This window comes from Nakamurella sp. (genome assembly GCF_044224575.1).
Lineage (GTDB): Bacteria > Actinomycetota > Actinomycetes > Mycobacteriales > Nakamurellaceae > Nakamurella.
The window spans coordinates 43,985-59,830 of record NZ_JBGAKE010000016.1 but is presented as its reverse complement, the minus strand read 5'-3'; the positions used below and the strand labels follow the sequence as shown (position 1 = coordinate 59,830).

General features: G+C 70.7%; 13 protein-coding genes. 9 read left to right on the top strand and 4 right to left on the bottom strand.

What is annotated here, in order from left to right; genetic code table 11:
• The first annotated feature begins 46 nt into the window (after positions 1 to 46).
• Both ACILSK_RS17695 and ACILSK_RS17690 read left to right on the top strand, forming a co-directional pair.
• Positions 47 to 367: an MTH1187 family thiamine-binding protein gene (locus ACILSK_RS17695; protein WP_395728495.1), complete on the top strand. Its 321-nt coding sequence runs from the start codon at positions 47 to 49 to the stop codon at positions 365 to 367.
• Complete coding sequence (locus ACILSK_RS17690; RefSeq protein ID WP_395728494.1) at positions 364 to 1,230, top strand: DUF72 domain-containing protein; 867 nt, start codon at positions 364 to 366, stop codon at positions 1,228 to 1,230. Before ACILSK_RS17695 ends, ACILSK_RS17690 begins: the two co-directional genes overlap by 4 nt.
• 248 nt (positions 1,231 to 1,478) lie before the next feature.
• On the opposite strand, the gene ACILSK_RS17685 is transcribed toward ACILSK_RS17690, so the two are convergent.
• Positions 1,479 to 2,108: a superoxide dismutase gene (locus ACILSK_RS17685; RefSeq protein ID WP_395728493.1), complete on the bottom strand. Its 630-nt coding sequence runs from the start codon at positions 2,106 to 2,108 to the stop codon at positions 1,479 to 1,481.
• 210 nt (positions 2,109 to 2,318) lie between these two features.
• Positions 2,319 to 3,995: a dolichyl-phosphate-mannose--protein mannosyltransferase gene (locus tag ACILSK_RS17680; RefSeq protein ID WP_395728492.1), complete on the bottom strand. Its 1,677-nt coding sequence runs from the start codon at positions 3,993 to 3,995 to the stop codon at positions 2,319 to 2,321.
• A 310-nt stretch (positions 3,996 to 4,305) separates the two neighbouring features.
• On the opposite strand from ACILSK_RS17680, the gene rsmI reads away from it, so the two are divergent.
• Positions 4,306 to 5,151: a 16S rRNA (cytidine(1402)-2'-O)-methyltransferase gene (gene rsmI / locus ACILSK_RS17675; protein WP_395728491.1), complete on the top strand. Its 846-nt coding sequence runs from the start codon at positions 4,306 to 4,308 to the stop codon at positions 5,149 to 5,151.
• 114 nt (positions 5,152 to 5,265) lie between these two features.
• On the opposite strand, the gene ACILSK_RS17670 is transcribed toward rsmI, so the two are convergent.
• Positions 5,266 to 5,847, bottom strand: a complete 582-nt coding sequence (locus ACILSK_RS17670) for a TetR/AcrR family transcriptional regulator (RefSeq protein WP_395728490.1) — start codon at positions 5,845 to 5,847, stop codon at positions 5,266 to 5,268.
• Between the two features lie 48 nt (positions 5,848 to 5,895).
• Complete coding sequence (locus ACILSK_RS17665; protein ID WP_395728489.1) at positions 5,896 to 6,630, bottom strand: alpha/beta fold hydrolase; 735 nt, start codon at positions 6,628 to 6,630, stop codon at positions 5,896 to 5,898.
• A 61-nt stretch (positions 6,631 to 6,691) separates the two neighbouring features.
• Here ACILSK_RS17665 and ACILSK_RS17660 point away from each other — a divergent pair, with 61 nt between their 5' ends.
• The 6 genes from ACILSK_RS17660 to ACILSK_RS17635 all read left to right on the top strand — a co-directional run bounded on the left by ACILSK_RS17660 (position 6,692) and on the right by ACILSK_RS17635 (position 15,644).
• The gene (locus tag ACILSK_RS17660) at positions 6,692 to 7,168 is read left to right on the top strand and encodes a GatB/YqeY domain-containing protein (protein WP_395728488.1); all 477 of its coding nucleotides are present in this window, start codon (positions 6,692 to 6,694) and stop codon (positions 7,166 to 7,168) included.
• 93 nt (positions 7,169 to 7,261) lie between these two features.
• A complete protein-coding gene (gndA, locus tag ACILSK_RS17655; RefSeq protein WP_395728487.1) occupies positions 7,262 to 8,722 on the top strand; it encodes an NADP-dependent phosphogluconate dehydrogenase in 1,461 nt (486 codons plus the stop codon).
• A 593-nt stretch (positions 8,723 to 9,315) separates the two neighbouring features.
• Complete coding sequence (gene metG, locus ACILSK_RS17650; protein WP_395728486.1) at positions 9,316 to 11,151, top strand: methionine--tRNA ligase; 1,836 nt, start codon at positions 9,316 to 9,318, stop codon at positions 11,149 to 11,151.
• Positions 11,152 to 11,347: 196 nt separating this feature from the next.
• Positions 11,348 to 12,130, top strand: a complete 783-nt coding sequence (locus ACILSK_RS17645) for a TatD family hydrolase (RefSeq protein WP_395728544.1) — start codon at positions 11,348 to 11,350, stop codon at positions 12,128 to 12,130.
• A gap of 230 nt (positions 12,131 to 12,360) precedes the next feature.
• Positions 12,361 to 13,875: a ubiquitin-like domain-containing protein gene (locus ACILSK_RS17640; RefSeq protein WP_395728485.1), complete on the top strand. Its 1,515-nt coding sequence runs from the start codon at positions 12,361 to 12,363 to the stop codon at positions 13,873 to 13,875.
• Positions 13,876 to 14,393: 518 nt separating this feature from the next.
• The gene (locus ACILSK_RS17635) at positions 14,394 to 15,644 is read left to right on the top strand and encodes a ubiquitin-like domain-containing protein (protein ID WP_395728484.1); all 1,251 of its coding nucleotides are present in this window, start codon (positions 14,394 to 14,396) and stop codon (positions 15,642 to 15,644) included.
• The last annotated feature ends 202 nt before the right edge of the window (positions 15,645 to 15,846 follow it).

Genomic DNA, 15,846 nt, shown 5'->3' with positions numbered 1-15,846 from the left:
CGGCTCGGGGGTTTGCCGCCCGGCTCGGGGGGATACCGTGACCGGCATGTTGGTTGCGTTCTCCGTCGCCCCGACGGGTGTGGGTGAGTGCGGCGGTGTCGACGGCTCCGGGTCGGTGTCCGCGGCCGTGGCCGAGGCCATTCGGGTGGTTCGTGAGTCCGGCCTGCCCAACCGCACGGATTCGATGTTCACCACCCTGGAGGGTGAGTGGGACGAATGCCTGGCGGTGGTCAAGCAGTGCTGCGAGGTCGTCGGCCGGTACGGCAGCCGGGTCAGCCTGGTCCTCAAGGCCGACATCCGGCCCGGTCACACCGGCGAACTGACCGGGAAGGTCGCGCGGCTCGAATCGGCGCTCGACCAGGCGTGACGGGTGCCGGTCCGGGTCGGGCGGCGATCCGGATCGGGCTGTCCGGCTGGCGGTACCCGCACTGGCGGGGCGGCGCCTACTACCCGGTGGGCCTGGTGCAGCGCCGCGAGCTGGAATACGTCGCCGACGCGTTCGACACCCTGGAGCTGAACGGGCCGTTCTACTCGCTGCAACGGCCGTCGTCGTACGCGCGCTGGCGCGATCGCACCCCCGACGGGTTCGAGTTCGCCGTCAAGGGCAGCCGATTCATCACCCACCTCAAGAAGCTGGCCGGGGTGGACGACGCGCTGGCCGCCTTCTTCGCCTCCGGTGTGTTGGACCTGGGGGACAAGCTCGGGCCGGTGCTCTGGCAGCTGCCGCCGCAGTTGGGGTTCCGGCCGGAGCGCATCGCGGCGTTCTTCGATCGGCTGCCCCGGACCCTGCGGGCGGCGACGGCGCTGGCCGAGCGCGGCGTGCCGCGGATCCTCGACCGGTTCGCCGAGGAACCGTCGCTGACGGTCGCAGATCCGGCGGCACCGGTGCGGCACGCCGTCGAGGTGCGGCACGACTCGTTCGCCCGGCCGGAGTTCTACGACCTGTGCCGGCAATTCGGGGTCGCGTTGGTCGTCGCCGACACCGCCGGCCGGTACCCCTGGGTCGACCAGGTGACCGCGGACCTGGTGTACGTGCGGCTGCACGGCGACCAGGAGATGTACCGCAGCGGTTATTCGGACCAGGGCATCGGCTGGTGGGCCGACCGGGTCCGCGGTTGGGCGGCCACCCCCGGGGTGCGGCAGGTGTCGGTCTATTTCGACAACGACGGCGACGCGCACGCCCCGCACGACGCGCTCCGGCTCGCTGCCCGCTTGGCCGACGTGCGCTGACCCCCGGCCCCGGCTCCACGGAACTGCCGCCCCGGCTGACCTGCGCGCTCGCTCCGGTCGGCTTCGCTGATCCAAGTCTCAGTTCTGCGCCGGTTTTGCCCGGTTAGGTGGGTCTTGGATCAGCGGACCGCCCTCGGTGCACCGCCGCCCGGCGCACCCGCGGCGACGCCGGCGGCGACCCCCGCGCCAGAACGCGAAACGGGCCGGTCCCCGTCGAGGGAACCGGCCCGTTTCGTCGTCGCCGAAGGTCAGGACGGCAGGATGATCAGCCCGCCGGTGTTCTCCCGGGCGGCATTGAACCGGGCGGTGGCGTCGGCCCAGTTGACGATGTTCCACCAGGCCTTGACGTAGTCGGCCTTGACGTTGCGGTACTGCAGGTAGAACGCGTGCTCCCACATGTCCAGCAGCACGATCGGCACCTGCGCGGCCGGCAGATTTCCCTGCTGGTCGAACAGCTGCATGATGTTCAGCCGCTGGCCCAGGGTGTCCCAGACCAGCATCGACCAGCCGGACCCCTGGATCGCGTTGGCGTTGGCGGTGAACTGCCGGCGGAAGCCGTCGAACGAGCCGAAGAACTCGTCGATCGCCGCGCCCAGTTCGCCGTCCGGCTTGTCGCCACCGTCCGGCGACAGGTTCGGCCAGAACACCGAGTGGTTGATGTGCCCACCCAGATGGAAGGCCAGGCTCTTCTCCAGGCCGTTCAGCGGGCCGAAGGCGTCCTTGTCCCGGGCCTCGGCCAACTGGTCGAGGGTGGTGTTGGCGCCGGCGACGTACGCGGCATGGTGCTTGCTGTGGTGCAGCTCCATGATCGTGCCCGAGATATGAGGCTCGAGTGCCCCGTAGTCGTACGGCAGATCCGGCAGCGTGTACACACCCATTGGTTCTCCTCCGACTGGTCAAATGTCCAGACTCGGCCACACCGGTCGTGGTGGGCTCGACCAGAGTCGACCCTATACCCGTGCGGTGCGGCCCGCCGGGGCCGGTCCGGCCCCCGCGTCAGCTCCTTTACCCGGCCGGTCGCTGGCTCAAACGTCGTGGCGGCCAACGTGATTGCCACCGCCGGCGAGGCCGGGCGGCCGCGCCGGTGATCATCCCCAGGACGGCAGCCAGGTCTCCATGGTGAGCCGCTCGTGGGTGATCGGTTCGCCGTTGAGGATCGGCCAGAGCCAGATGAAGTTGGCGACGACGAGGCCGACGTACAGCGCGACGACCGCGATCGAGGTGTACCGCCGTTCCACCCATAGCCGCCCGTTCACCGCCGCCGGGCCGAGAATGTCGCCGAGCACCAGGGTGATGCCGATGACCAGGAACGGCGCCAGCGGCGTGGCGTAAAAGAAGTACATCTGCCGGTCGAGGTTGGTGAACCAGGGCAGGTAGCCGGCGCCGTAGGCCACCAGCACCGCGGCGTATCGCCAATCGAGCCGGCCGACCGCCTTCCACAACGCCCAGACCAGCACGAACAGCGAGATCCACCACAGTGCCGGGGTGCCGATCAGGAAGATCCGGCGCACACACTCGGTGGCCGGGTCGTTCGTGCACGGGGCGTCGGCGGGGGAGAAATAGAGCACCGGCCGGGTGCCCAGCGGCCAGGTCCACGGCTTGGACTCCCAGGGGTGCCGCTTGCTGGGGTCGGTCGGCGTCAGCAGGTGGGCGTGGAAGTCGAGCATCTTCCACGTCCACTGCCACAGCGTGTTCTGCCAGGCGTGGGCCAGTTCGTACAGGAACCCGCTCTTCCAGTCCGAGCGGTTGCTGTCCACGGCCACCAGCGTGTGCCGCGGCCAGGCCGTCTCGGACGCGAACCAGGCCCACCACGACCCGACGTACACCAGCACCGGGACGATGCCGAGCGACCAGATCGTGGGCAGCAGGTCCCGCCGGACGCCCGCCCGGACCGGCCGCCGCACCCCGGCCTCGCGTCGCGACTGCATGTCCCAGATCAGCGACAGCGCAAGGAACGCGATGATCCAGTAGGCGCCGGACCACTTCACCGCGGTGGTCAGGCCGAGCAGTACGCCGGCGCCGAAACGCCACCAGCGGGCGCCGAACGCGATCCCGGCCCAGTGGGCGGAACCGACATCTCCGGCCACGGCGGCGGCCAACCGGGCCCGAACCTGGTCCCGGTCGGCGATCAGGCACGCGAACGCGGCCAGGACGAAGACGGCCTGGAAGATGTCCAGCAGGGCCGAGCGGGACTGCACATGGCTGACGCCGTCGCAGATGAGCAGCACCCCGGCGATCCCGCCGAGCAAGGTGGAGCCGGTCATCCGCCGGGTGACCCGGATGATCAGCAGGACGGACACGATGCCGGCCACCGCGGAGGCGAGCCGCCAGCCGGTCGGGTTGTAGCCGAGCAGCCACTCGCCGATCATGATCAGTTGCTTGCCCAGCGGGGGATGCACGACGACGCCGAACGCCTGGTTGTCCTCGACGCCGCCGTTCCGCAGCATCTCCCAGGCCTGGATGGCGTAGTACTTCTCGTCGAACAGCGGGGTGCCGGTGTCCGTGGCGGTCAGGTTCACCAGGCGGACCAGTGCGGCGACGAACGTGATCAGGCCGGTCACGATCCAGCCGCGGGCCCGGTCGACGGGCGGGGGTGGGAGCACCCGGCGGACCCGCCCGACGGGCCGGGTGAGCGGCGGGATGTCGCCGATCGCCACCACGGTGTCGGCGGGATCCGGGCGCTCGGGCAGGAGCTCGTCGTCCGGCTCGGCCGCCGGGTTCGCGTCCTCGGCGACCGGATCGGCCAGGGACGGCGGGGCAGACATGCGGACGATCGTAGGGTGGCCGCATGTGTGCCGGTGTGAGGGAGGCTCGGCGACCGAACGCATGTCGACCGGGGGACCGCGTCGGGCGCGGGTTCGTCCGAGCGGCTGAGTCTCGCCCGCCCGCCGGACACCGGCGTTGTGCCGGGTGCGGGTCCGACCGATCGGCTGCCGCGATCGGGTGGTCGGGCGTGCGCGCCGGCCGCCCGGTCGCGGGGCCGTCCGAGCGACCGCGGAACGCCGCCCGGCCGGGTGTCGGATCGTTCGAGCCGGGTGCCGGATCGTTCGAGCGGCCGCGATCGAGAGGTCGGGCGTGACCGCCGGTCGGCTCGTCCTGGCCGGCACCCCCCTCGGCCGGATCGCTGACGCGTCCGACGGGCTCCGCGAGGCGCTGGCCACCGCCGACGTGATCGCCGCCGAGGACACCCGCCGGCTGCGCCGGTTGGCTGCCGACCTGGGTGTCGAGGTTCCCGGCGCCATCGTGTCGTACTACGAGGCCGTCGAGCAGGCGCGCATCCCCGGCCTGCTCGACCGGGTCCGGGACGGGGCCACTGTGGTGCTGGTGACCGATGCCGGGATGCCCTCGGTGTCCGACCCGGGGTACCGCCTGGTCGCGGCGGCCGCCGCGGCCGGCCTGCCGGTGACCTGCGTGCCCGGTCCGTCCGCGGTGATCACCGCGCTGGCGCTGTCCGGCCTGCCCTCCGACCGGTTCTGCTTCGAGGGATTCCTGCCGCGCAAGGCGGGCGAGCGCACGCGGGTGTTGGCCGAGTTGGCCGGCGAGCGGCGGACGATGGTGTTCTTCGAGTCCGTGCACCGGATCGGCGAAGCGCTGGCCGCGATGCGGAACGCGTTCGGGGCGGATCGCCCGGCCGCGCTGTGCCGGGAGCTGACCAAGACCTACGAGCAGGTGATTCGGGGTTCGCTGGCGGACCTGGTGGCGGCGGCCGACGCCGGGCTGCGGGGCGAACTCACGCTGGTGGTGGCCGGCGCGCCGGCCGCCCCTGCGGTCGCGCCGGGTGACTCGGAACTGGCAGCGCTGGTCGAGGAACTCGTCGTCGCCGGGCGTTCTCGCCGCGACGCGGTGGACGAAGTCGCCGCTCGGTTCGGGCTGCCCCGGCGCACCGTCTACGCGGCGGCGGTGGCGACCAGGCGGAGCTGACCTCGCTCGCGCCGTTGATCCCTGTCCGGTTGAGCACGGCCTCCTGCCCGCCTGGGCGCCGTACACGGTGCAACGGCGACGATCAACGGCAGGCGGGCAGCGCGTCGCCCCGGGTCAGCCGCGGGCCGCCGACGGTCGGCCGCGGGTCAGGCCGGCGGCAAAACCGTCGACCATCCGGCGGTAGCTCACGTCCAGGTCCAGCGGCATGGCGTAGGCCCCGGCCACCTCCAGCGCGACGAAGCCGTGCAGCAGGGCGCGTAGCGCCCGGATTGCGTGGATCGCGTCATCACCCTCGACCCCGAACTCCGCGAGGACCGCCGTCAGCACGTCCAGCAGCCGCTGCGCGGTGCGCAGGTGCTCCTCGTCGTCGGCGTTCGGCGCGACCACCGACGCCGCGTATCGGCCCGGGCAGCGCTCGGCAAAGGTCCGGTAGGCGCCGGCCAGCGCGGTCAACGCCGGCGTCCCCGCACGACCGACCACCGCGGCGGTCAACTCGTCCAGCAGTTCGCGGGCGCCCAGCACCGACACATCCCGCCGCAACTCGGCCAACGAGCCGACGTGCTTGTACAGGCTCGGCAAGCGCACCCCGAACGAGGCGGCGACGTCGGCGAGGGTGAGGCGGTCCCACCCGTTCGCGTCGGCGATCTCGGCGGCGCGTTCGGCCAACTGCGCGCGGGTCAGCCCGACCCTAGGCACTGTGCCGTCCGCCGACCTCGCGGGCGAAGTCGACGATCGCCGGCGTCGTCAGTTCGCCGATCGGCCATGCAGGCGGTCGGCCACCAGGGTCGCCTCGGCAACCGGATCGGGGAAGTCGCGATCCTTGGTGCCCATGATCACCAGGGTGGGGGCCTGCACCCGGTCCAGGACCGCCTCGACCGGCGCGTGGGTGGTGTGGGTGGTCGCGGTGAACGCCTTCCGGTGGCCCGGGCGTCGCAGCGAGGCCACGATCGCCCGCCGGTGCGCCTGGAAGTCCTCGTCGCGACGTCCCGGGTAGAGCGACGGGAGGTAGCTCGCCCAGACCCGGGTCGCCCAGGGCCCGCCCATCATGGCCCGGAACATCAGCAGGGTTGCCGCGTTCGTCTCCGGGTTCCGCACGAACGGGCCGATCAGCACCAGCCCACTGACCAGGTCCGGGCGCTGCGCGGCGACCAGGGTGACCGCGCCGGCACCCATCGAGTTCCCGACCAGGATCGCCGGGCCGCCCAGGTGCTCGACGAGGGCGAGCACGTCCGAGGCGGCGGCCTCGTCGTCGTACGTGGTGAACGTCGCCTCGCTGTCCCCGTGTCCGCGCAGGTCCATGGTGGCGACCCGGAACCCGGCGCCGACCAGGGCCGGGGACAGGTGGCGGAACGTGCTCCGCAGGTCACCCATGCCGGGGACGGCAACGATCAGCGGGCCATCGCCCGTGACGTCGTAGGCGATGCGCCCCTCTCCGCGGTCGAGGAAGTGGGTGGGTGACAGCGTTTGGCTAGTAGGCATAGCTAAAAAGCTAATAGCATTAGCTTTGACTGTCAAGGGTGCGCCTGGAAGCCTCCACACCGTGAGCGAGTTGAAGAACCGGCTGCGGACCGACCTGACCGCGGCGATGAAGGCCCGGGACACCCTGACCACCGCGACCCTGCGGCTGGCGCTGGCCGCGATCACCACCGCGGAGGTCGCCGGCACCGAGGCGAAGGAACTGTCCGACGACCAGGTCGTCGCGGTCCTGCAGAAGGAGGTCCGCAAGCGTGGCGAGGCGGCCGAGGCATTCGCCGGCGCGGGCCGCGCGGAGCAGGCGGCCAAGGAGCGGGCCGAGGCCGATGTGCTGTCTGCCTACCTGCCGACGGCGCTGACCGACGACGAGGTCGCCGAGTTGGTCCGGTCCGCCATCGACTCGGTGGCCGCGGCCACGGGTACGGCGCCGACGATGCGGCAGATGGGCCTGGTGATCAAGGACGTGCAGTCGAAGGCGCAGGGCCGGGCGGACGGCTCCCGCGTCGCCGCCGCGGTCAAGCTCGCACTGGGGGCGGGCGGCTGAGCGGACCCCGTAGCGCGGCGTTCACAGTCGTGCGGAAGGCTCGTGGTCTGCCCTCGTCGAACTGTCGGCTCGATCACGCCCGGAGGCGCTGTCATGACTGATGCATCCACCCCGCTTGCCGATATCGGCGTGACCGGGTTGGCGGTGATGGGGTCGAACCTGGCCCGGAACTTCGCCCGGAACGGGTTCGTCACGGCGGTGCACAACCGGTCGTACGCCAAGACAGCCGCGCTGATCGACGAGCACGGGGGTGATGGCGTGTTCGTGCCGTCCGAGTCGACCGCGGACTTCGTCGCGTCGCTGGCGACGCCCCGCAAGATCATGATCATGGTCAAGGCCGGCGGACCGACCGACGCCGTCATCGACGAACTCGCCGACCTGGTCGAGCCGGGCGACATCATCATCGACGGCGGCAACGCCAAGTTCGCCGACACCCGCCGCCGGCAGGCCGCCCTCGCCGAGCGGGGCATCCATTTCGTCGGCTGCGGCGTGTCCGGCGGTGAGGAAGGCGCGTTGAACGGGCCCTCGATCATGCCCGGCGGATCCGCGCAGTCCTACCAATCGTTGGGTCCGATCCTGGAAAAGATCTCGGCGCATGTGGACGGCGACCCGTGCTGCACCCACATCGGCACCGACGGCGCCGGCCACTTCGTCAAAATGGTCCACAACGGCATCGAGTACGCCGACATGCAACTCATCGCCGAGGCCTACGACCTGCTCCGCCGCGGCGCCGGCCTGACCCCCGCCCGCATCGGGCAGATCTTCGCCGACTGGAACACCGGCGAGCTGGACTCGTTCCTGATCGAGATCACCGCCCAGGTCCTGGCCCAGGTCGACGCCGCCACCGGGAAACCGTTCATCGACATCGTGACCGATGCCGCCGGGATGAAAGGCACCGGCACCTGGACCGTGCAGACCGCCCTCGACCTGGGCATCCCGGTGTCCGGGATCGCCGAAGCCGTGTTCGCCCGCGGCCTGTCCTCCCAAACCGCGCAACGGCAGGCCGCCGCCGGGCAGCTCCCCGGGCCCGCCCCGACCCCACCCGCCGACGTCGACGCGTTCATCGAAGACGTCCGGGTCGCCCTGTACGCCTCGAAGATCGTCGCCTACGCCCAAGGCCTGGACGAGATCCACGCCGGCGCCGAAGAATACGGATGGGACATCAACGTCGGCGCCGTCGCCCGGATCTGGCGCGGCGGCTGCATCATCCGCGCGACGTTCCTCAACCGCATCACCGAAGCTTTTGATGTCACTGCCGTCGATTCCGAAGTGCCCGCGTCGCTGCTGCTGGCCCCGTACTTCACCCAGGCGATCACCCACGCCCAGGACTCCTGGCGGCGCGTCGTGGCCGGCGCCGCCACCAGCGGCATCCCGACCCCCGGGTTCGCCGCCGCCCTGTCCTACTACGACGGCCTGCGCTCCGAACGGCTGCCCGCCGCGCTGATCCAGGGCCAACGCGACTACTTCGGCGCCCACACCTACCACCGCGTCGACCAACCCGGCACCTTCCACACCCTGTGGTCCGGCGACCGCACCGAAACCCGCACCGACTAACCCGCCCCCGGGCGGACCGTTCCCGCGGGAACGTTCCACCCCGCACCCACCGCGACGTTCCCGCGGGAACGCCCACCATGTTCAGTGCTGGCCCCGCAAGCCCGGCCAACCAGGGTTCGGGCACCCGACCGGACGGGGCCAGTGGCGCGGGGCCGGTCTACCTACGCCGGTGGTGCGCCACTCGCCGACGGTGGTCGACTCCGCGGGAACGCCCGGGCACTGTCGCCCCGGCCGGCCGGGGCCAGTGGCGCAGGGCCGGTCTACTTGCGCCGGTATCGCGCCAGTCACCCCGGCTGCGCCCGGAGCCGCTGATCGAGGGCCGGCCCGGGTGCGGCCCACGACCCGCGCGGCGCAACTGCTGGACTCCTGTCCCATCCGTCACCAACGACGTCGTTTGCTCCGCGCCGGCGCAGTTGATCCGCGCGGGGCCACGCCTGCTTGTGCTACCCGGCGGCGTCGCCTGCTCGGCCGGCTGGGAGGGCCCTGAGCAATCCGGCGCCCGGTCCGTTCGCCGGGGCGGCCTCGAACGCTCGGCCCCGGCCCGTCAGTGGAGCTGGACGGCCTCGCATGCTCGGCCGACTAGGCTCACCGGAATGAGCAAGCCCGTCCTGACCGCCGTGGCCTGGCCGTACGCCAACGGGCCCCGGCACATCGGCCACGTCTCCGGCTTCGGGGTTCCCGCCGACGTCTTCTCCCGGTACCAGCGGATGGCCGGCAACGACGTGCTGATGGTCTCCGGCACCGACGAGCATGGCACCCCGATCCTGGTGCAGGCCGACCAGGAGGGCGTCACCGCACGGGAGCTGGCCGACCGGTACAACAAGGTGATCGTGCAGGACCTGCAGGGGCTGGGCCTGAGCTACGACCTGTTCACCCGGACGTCCACCCGGAACCACTACGCGGTGGTCCAGGAACTGTTCCGGACGGTGCACCGCAACGGCTACTTCGTCCCGCGGACCACCATGTCGGCGATCTCCCCGTCGACGGGGCGGACCCTGCCCGACCGTTACATCGAGGGCACCTGCCCCATCTGCGGTTACGACGGTGCCCGTGGTGACCAGTGCGACAACTGTGGTAATCAGCTCGATCCCATCGATCTGATCAACCCGCGGTCCCGGATCAACGGTGAGACTCCGATCTTCACCGAGTCGGAGCACTACTTTCTGGACCTGCCGGCGCTCGCCGATGCTCTCGGCAGCTGGCTACGGACCCGCACCGACTGGCGCCCGAACGTCCTGCGCTTCTCGCTGAACCTGCTGGACGACCTCAAGCCTCGGGCGATGACCCGTGACATCGACTGGGGCATCCCGGTTCCGCTGGACGGGTGGCGGGATCGCCCGGACAAGAAGCTGTACGTGTGGTTCGACGCCGTCATCGGGTACCTGTCCGCGTCGATCGAGTGGGCCAGGAGGTTCGGCAATCACGGGCAACCGGATCCGGAGGCCTGGCAGCGTTGGTGGCACGGTGGGGATGAGCAGGCCCGCGCCTATTACTTCATGGGCAAGGACAACATCACGTTCCACTCCCAGATCTGGCCGGCCGAGCTGCTGGCCTACGACGGCCGCGGCGCGCACGGCGGCACCGCCGGAACCTTCGGCGCGCTGAACCTGCCGACCGAGGTGGTGTCCAGTGAGTTCCTGACGATGAGCGGGTCCAAGTTCTCCACCTCCCGGCGCACCGTCATCTACGTCGGCGACTTCCTGCGGGAGTTCGGCCCGGACTCGCTGCGTTATTTCATCGCGGTCGCCGGCCCGGAGAACCAGGACGCCGACTTCACGTGGGAAGAGTTCATCCGCCGCAACAACTTCGAGCTGGCGAACGAGTGGGGCAACCTGGTCAATCGCTCGGTGTCCATGACCCACAAGAACTTCGGCGCGATCCCGGCGCCGGTCGTGCGCACCGATGCCGACGTCGCGCTGCTGAAGGCATCCGAGGCTGCGTTTGCCACGGTCGGAGATCTGTTGGGCCGCAGCCGGTTCAAGCAGGCCGCGACCGAGGCCATGCGGGTGGTCGGGCTGGCCAACAAGTACATCTCCGAGTCCGAGCCGTGGAAGATCAAGGACGATCCGGACCGGCAGGGCACCGTCCTGCACACCGCGCTGCAGGTCGTCGACGACGCCAAGACGCTGCTGACGCCGTTCCTGCCGCACTCCAGCCAGAAGATCTTCGAAGCGCTGGGTGGGCAGGGAGTCTGGGCGGCCCAGCCGGAGATCCGCACGGTGACCGACTTCGCCGACGACGTCGAGGGCGTGGGCGTGCCGGACGTCGTGGACTACCCGGTGCTGACCGGCGACTACGCGAGGGAGCAGGCCACCTGGGCCCGCCGCGACATCGAGGTCGGGACGCCGCTGGCCAAGCCCACCCCGCTGTTCGGCAAGCTCGACGCCAAGCTCGGCGAGACCGGTCCGGACTGGGCACCGATCGGATGACCGGCGAGCCCCCGGCCCTGCCGTTGATCATGAAGGACTCGCCCTCAAACCGGAGCCGGGTGAATGAGGGCGTGTCGTTCATGATCAACAGCGGTGGGGGGGACCGGTGACCACCGGGGCTCGCGCCGCCACCGCGGAGCCGGACGCACCGCACCAGGCGGTCGCCGGCCGACCGCTTGCCCCGCCGCCCGACCCGCTGCCGGCCCCGGTCGTCGACGGCCACACCCACCTGGATGCGTGCGGCGCCCGGACGCCCGAGCAGGTCGCCGCGGCGATGGACCGGGCCGCTGCGGTCGGCGTCACCCGGGTGGTGACCGTCGCCGACGACCTGGCGTCCGCCCGCTGGGTGGTGCAGGCCGCGCAGTGGCACCCGGACCTGTACGCCGCGGTCGCCTTGCATCCGACCCGGGCCGACGCCCTGACCGACGGCGCCCGCCGGGAGATCGAACGGCTCGCCGCCGACCCCCGGGTGGTGGCCGTCGGCGAGACCGGCCTCGACCACTACTGGGACGCCGCCCCGCACGACACCCAGGCCGAGGCCTTCGCCTGGCACATCGACCTGGCCAAGCGACTCGGCAAGCCGGTCATGATCCATGACCGGGACGCCCACGACGGTGTGCTGGCCACTCTCCGGGCCGAGGGCGCGCCGGACCGGGTCATCTTCCATTGCTTCTCCGGCGATGCGGCGATGGCCCGGGAGTGTGCCGACGCCGGCTACTTCCTCTCGTTCGCCGGACCGGTCAGCTTCCGCAACGCCCGGGAGTTGGCCGACGCGGCCCGGGTCGTCCCGAACGAGCTGCTGCTGGCCGAGACGGACGCGCCGTTCCTCACGCCGCACCCGCACCGAGGCAAACGGAACGAGCCCTACGCGCTGCCGTACACGGTCCGGGCCCTCGCGGAACTGCGCGGCCAGGACCTGGTCGAGCTGTGCGACCTGCTGCGGAGCAACGCCGAACGCGTCTACGCGATCGCGCCATGACGTTTGCCACGCCCTGAGGTTGCCTCGTCGTGCCCGTACCGTTACCCTTCCGTGATAACAACCGGGACGGGGAAGCTCGGTTGCGTCAGGGGCAGGACCTGTCGGCGCACTGAACGGCTTGGGGACATCAGCCGATCAGTCGGGGACAGGCCCTGTTTTTTTGTGCCCGGAATCCGGGACCGGACGCAACCGACCGCGTCGCCACCGGTCCCGACGACGCTGGATGGCCCATGACCTCGACGCCCGACCTCAGCCCCGACCGACCGTCCGGGACGGATCGGGGCGTCGATGGGGACGTCGACCAGCCGGCCGGGGACCTCGAATCGGCCGGGTTGATGACTCTCGCACCGGCGGACCAGGCCGGTCCGCCGGCGCGGCGCCGGTCCTGGGCGAAGATCGTCGGCGTCGCCGCCTCGGTCATCGTCGTGGTCCTCGGGGTGGCGGCCGGCATCGCCGTTGCGATGCATAAGACAGTCACCGTCGTCACCGACGGCGCCAGCCAGGAAGTCGGCACGATGGCCGGCACCGTGCAGGGGGTGCTCGACGACGCCGAGATCACGGTGGGCGCCCACGACACCGTCGCGCCCGCCCCGGACGCCCCGATCGAGGACGGCGCCCAGGTCGTCATCCACCGCGGGCGCCTGCTCACGCTGACCATCGACGGTCAGACCCGGGCGGTCTGGACCACGGCCACCACCGTGGAACAGGCCCTCCAGGAACTCGGGCAGGACCCGGCCGGCTTCCGGCTGTCCGCCGACCGCACCCGGCTGATTCCGCTCGACGGCCTGACGGTCTCCGCCGACACGTTGCGCACCGCCACGGTCACCGTCGACGGAACATCCCAGCAGGTCACCGGCACCGCCACGACCGTCGGTGACCTGCTCGCGCAGGCCGGTATCGTGCTCGCGGCGAACCAACGGGTCAGCCCCGCGCTCACCGATCCGGTGACCGCCGGGGGCACGGTCACCGTCACGACGCTGCCCACGGTGACGCTGACCGTGGGCACCGACCCGGCGTCGGCGATCGTCACCGACCAACCCACGGTCGGCCTCGTGCTGGCCGCCGCGGGCGTCACGCCGGGTCCGGACGACGTGGTCACCCCGGGTCTGGACACCCCCGTCGGCGACGGCCTCCAGGTCAGCCTGACCAGGATCGCTTACACCACCCAGACCGTGACCGAGACGATCGACCAGCCGGCCGACCAGACGGTGCCCGACGACACCATGGCGCGGGGGGTCACCACCGTGAGCCAACTGGGCCGTTCTGGCGTGGCCGAGGTCACCTACCGGACGACGGTGACCAACGGGGCGGCCGGGACGCAGGAGGAGGTCGGTCGCACGGTGCTGACCGAGCCGCAGGCCAAGATCACCCGGGTCGGCACCAAGGTCGCGGCGCCGGCGCCCGAACCGGCCCCCGCGCCCGCGGCGCAGGCGGCTCCCGCGGCCGCCGAGCCGGCTCCCGCACCCGCACCGCAGCCGGCCGCCGCGCCGGCCCCGAGCGGCGGCTGGAGCGTGAACTGGGATGCCATCGCCCGGTGCGAGTCGGGTGGCAACTGGTCCATTAACACGGGCAACGGCTACTACGGTGGCCTGCAGTTCGACAGCGGGACCTGGTTGAGCAACGGCGGCGGCGCCTACGCGTCGCGGGCCGACCTGGCCACCAAGGATCAGCAGATCGCCATCGCCGAGCGGGTGTACGCCGCTCGCGGGCTCTCGCCCTGGGCCTGCGGATACGCCGCCGGCTGACCGCACGATCGGCGGATCGATTCCGGTTCGCGGAATTCGACCGCGGCGCCTATCTGCTGGACGCGAAATGCGCAATACCCCTTTCAGGGAAAGAGCACACTTTACTTGCGCTCCCGAACAGAGGTTCGGATCAAGAGTTCTGGGCAGGCATGACAGCTGAGCGTCTTGATCGATTCACTTTACTGCGAGGCGGCAGAGGTAAAGGGCGGGCAAAAGTGGTCGGAGCGACTGTGACGCCGATCACGTTTCGCCGGCCCGAGCAAGTGTCAGCTACGCCACAGTTTGTATTGAGGGGTATCTAAACCGTTGCCGTTCGTTTATCGTTTCGTGATAGCAGCTGGGATGGGAACGCCCCAACCGCCGCGCAACCGGTGAAAATCCGGCCGACATGTTGATGGATCAGCGCAACGAAGATCCACGAACCGGCCGATTCCCGGGGATGTTATCACGACCTCGTCGATGAGCATTCTGCGTTCGGTTGACCCTGCCCGGATACCACGAAAAAACGGACTAACAACTTGACTGCGACCGATAACTCCACCGACATCTTCGAGCCCGTCACCGACGGCTCCGATACCGACACCACCCCCGTCAAGACCGGACGCAGCCTGCGCAAGCCGGTGCTCGTCGGCGCGGCCGCGCTCGTCGTGGCCCTCGTCGCCGGTGGCGGCATCGCGCTCGCTGCGCACAAGGACGTCACCCTGACCGTCGACGGCCAGGCCCAGGAGGTCGGCACCTTCTCCGGTTCGGTCGAGGGTGCCCTGGATTCCGCGGGGATCACCGTCGGCGAGCACGACACCGTCGCCCCGGCGCTGGATACCGCGATCTCCGACGGCTCGCAGATCGTCGTCGAGCACGGTCGCCTGCTGACCCTGACCATCGACGGCCAGACTCGCGAGATCTGGACCACCGCGACCACCGTCGAGGAGGCGCTCGCCGAGCTGGGTCAGGATCCGTCCGCCTACAAGCTGTCCGCCGACCGGTCGCGGGGCATCCCGCTGGACGGCCTGGAGGTCACCGCCGACACCCTGCACAGCGTCTCCATCTCCGACGGTGCCGCCGCCGCCGCGTCGCTGACCTCGGCCGCCAAGAGCGTCGGCGACCTGGTCAACGAGCAGGGCATCGCGCTGGGCCCGCTGGACACCGTCAGCCCCGCCGCCGAGACCGCCCTGAGCAACGGTCTTGTCGTGGCCGTGACCCGGGTCGCCAAGACCACTGTCACCGAGGACGTCGAGGTCGCTCAGCCGGCCGACCAGACCGTCGAGGACAGCTCGGTCGAGCAGGGCGTCAGCACGGTCACCCAGCAGGGTTCGGCCGGTAAGGACTCGGTGACCTACGAGGTCACCACCACCAACGGTGCCGAGACGGCCAAGACCGAGGTGTCCCGGACCGCCGTGACCCCGGCCCAGGCGACCATCTACACGGTCGGGACCAAGAAGGCGCCCGTCGCCTCGTCGTCCTCCTCGCGCTCGTCGTCGTCCGGATCCAGCAGCTCGTCCGGTGGCTCCAGCGCCCCGGTGTCGTCCGGTTCCAGCGGGATCAACTGGGAGGGCATCGCCCAGTGCGAGTCGACCGGCAACTGGTCGATCAACACCGGCAACGGCTACTACGGTGGCCTGCAGTTCGACAACTCGACCTGGGCCTCCGGTGGCGGCACCGCCTACGCGCCGCGCGCGGACCTGGCCAGCAAGGAGCAGCAGATCGCGGTGGCCGAGAACGTCGCCGCCTCCCGTGGCAGCTCGCCCTGGGCCTGCGGCTACGCCGGCTGATCGTCGCGATCCGATCACCCCAGGTGATCTGAGAAATCGAAAAAGCCCCCATTCCGGACGGAATGGGGGCTTTTCCGTGCGCATTCGAATTCGCTGTGATCTATTTCATGCTTGGTTCACCACGCACATGCCTTGCGCACCACGACCTGCCCCGTTACTATTCTGTAATAGAAGCCGGGATGGGAGCTTGAAACCCCCGGGG

Bases quoted from the DNA above. Each gene is read 5' to 3' on its own strand.
- ACILSK_RS17695 (WP_395728495.1), top strand. From the start codon at position 47: ATGTTGGTTGCGTTCTCCGTCGCCCCGACGGGTGTGGGTGAGTGCGGC.
- ACILSK_RS17685 (WP_395728493.1), bottom strand. From the start codon at position 2,108: ATGGGTGTGTACACGCTGCCGGATCTGCCGTACGACTACGGGGCACTC.
- ACILSK_RS17680 (WP_395728492.1), bottom strand. From the start codon at position 3,995: ATGTCTGCCCCGCCGTCCCTGGCCGATCCGGTCGCCGAGGACGCGAAC.
- ACILSK_RS17665 (WP_395728489.1), bottom strand. From the start codon at position 6,630: ATGCCTACTAGCCAAACGCTGTCACCCACCCACTTCCTCGACCGCGGA.
- gndA (WP_395728487.1), top strand. From the start codon at position 7,262: ATGACTGATGCATCCACCCCGCTTGCCGATATCGGCGTGACCGGGTTG.
- metG (WP_395728486.1), top strand. From the start codon at position 9,316: ATGAGCAAGCCCGTCCTGACCGCCGTGGCCTGGCCGTACGCCAACGGG.
- ACILSK_RS17640 (WP_395728485.1), top strand. From the start codon at position 12,361: ATGACCTCGACGCCCGACCTCAGCCCCGACCGACCGTCCGGGACGGAT.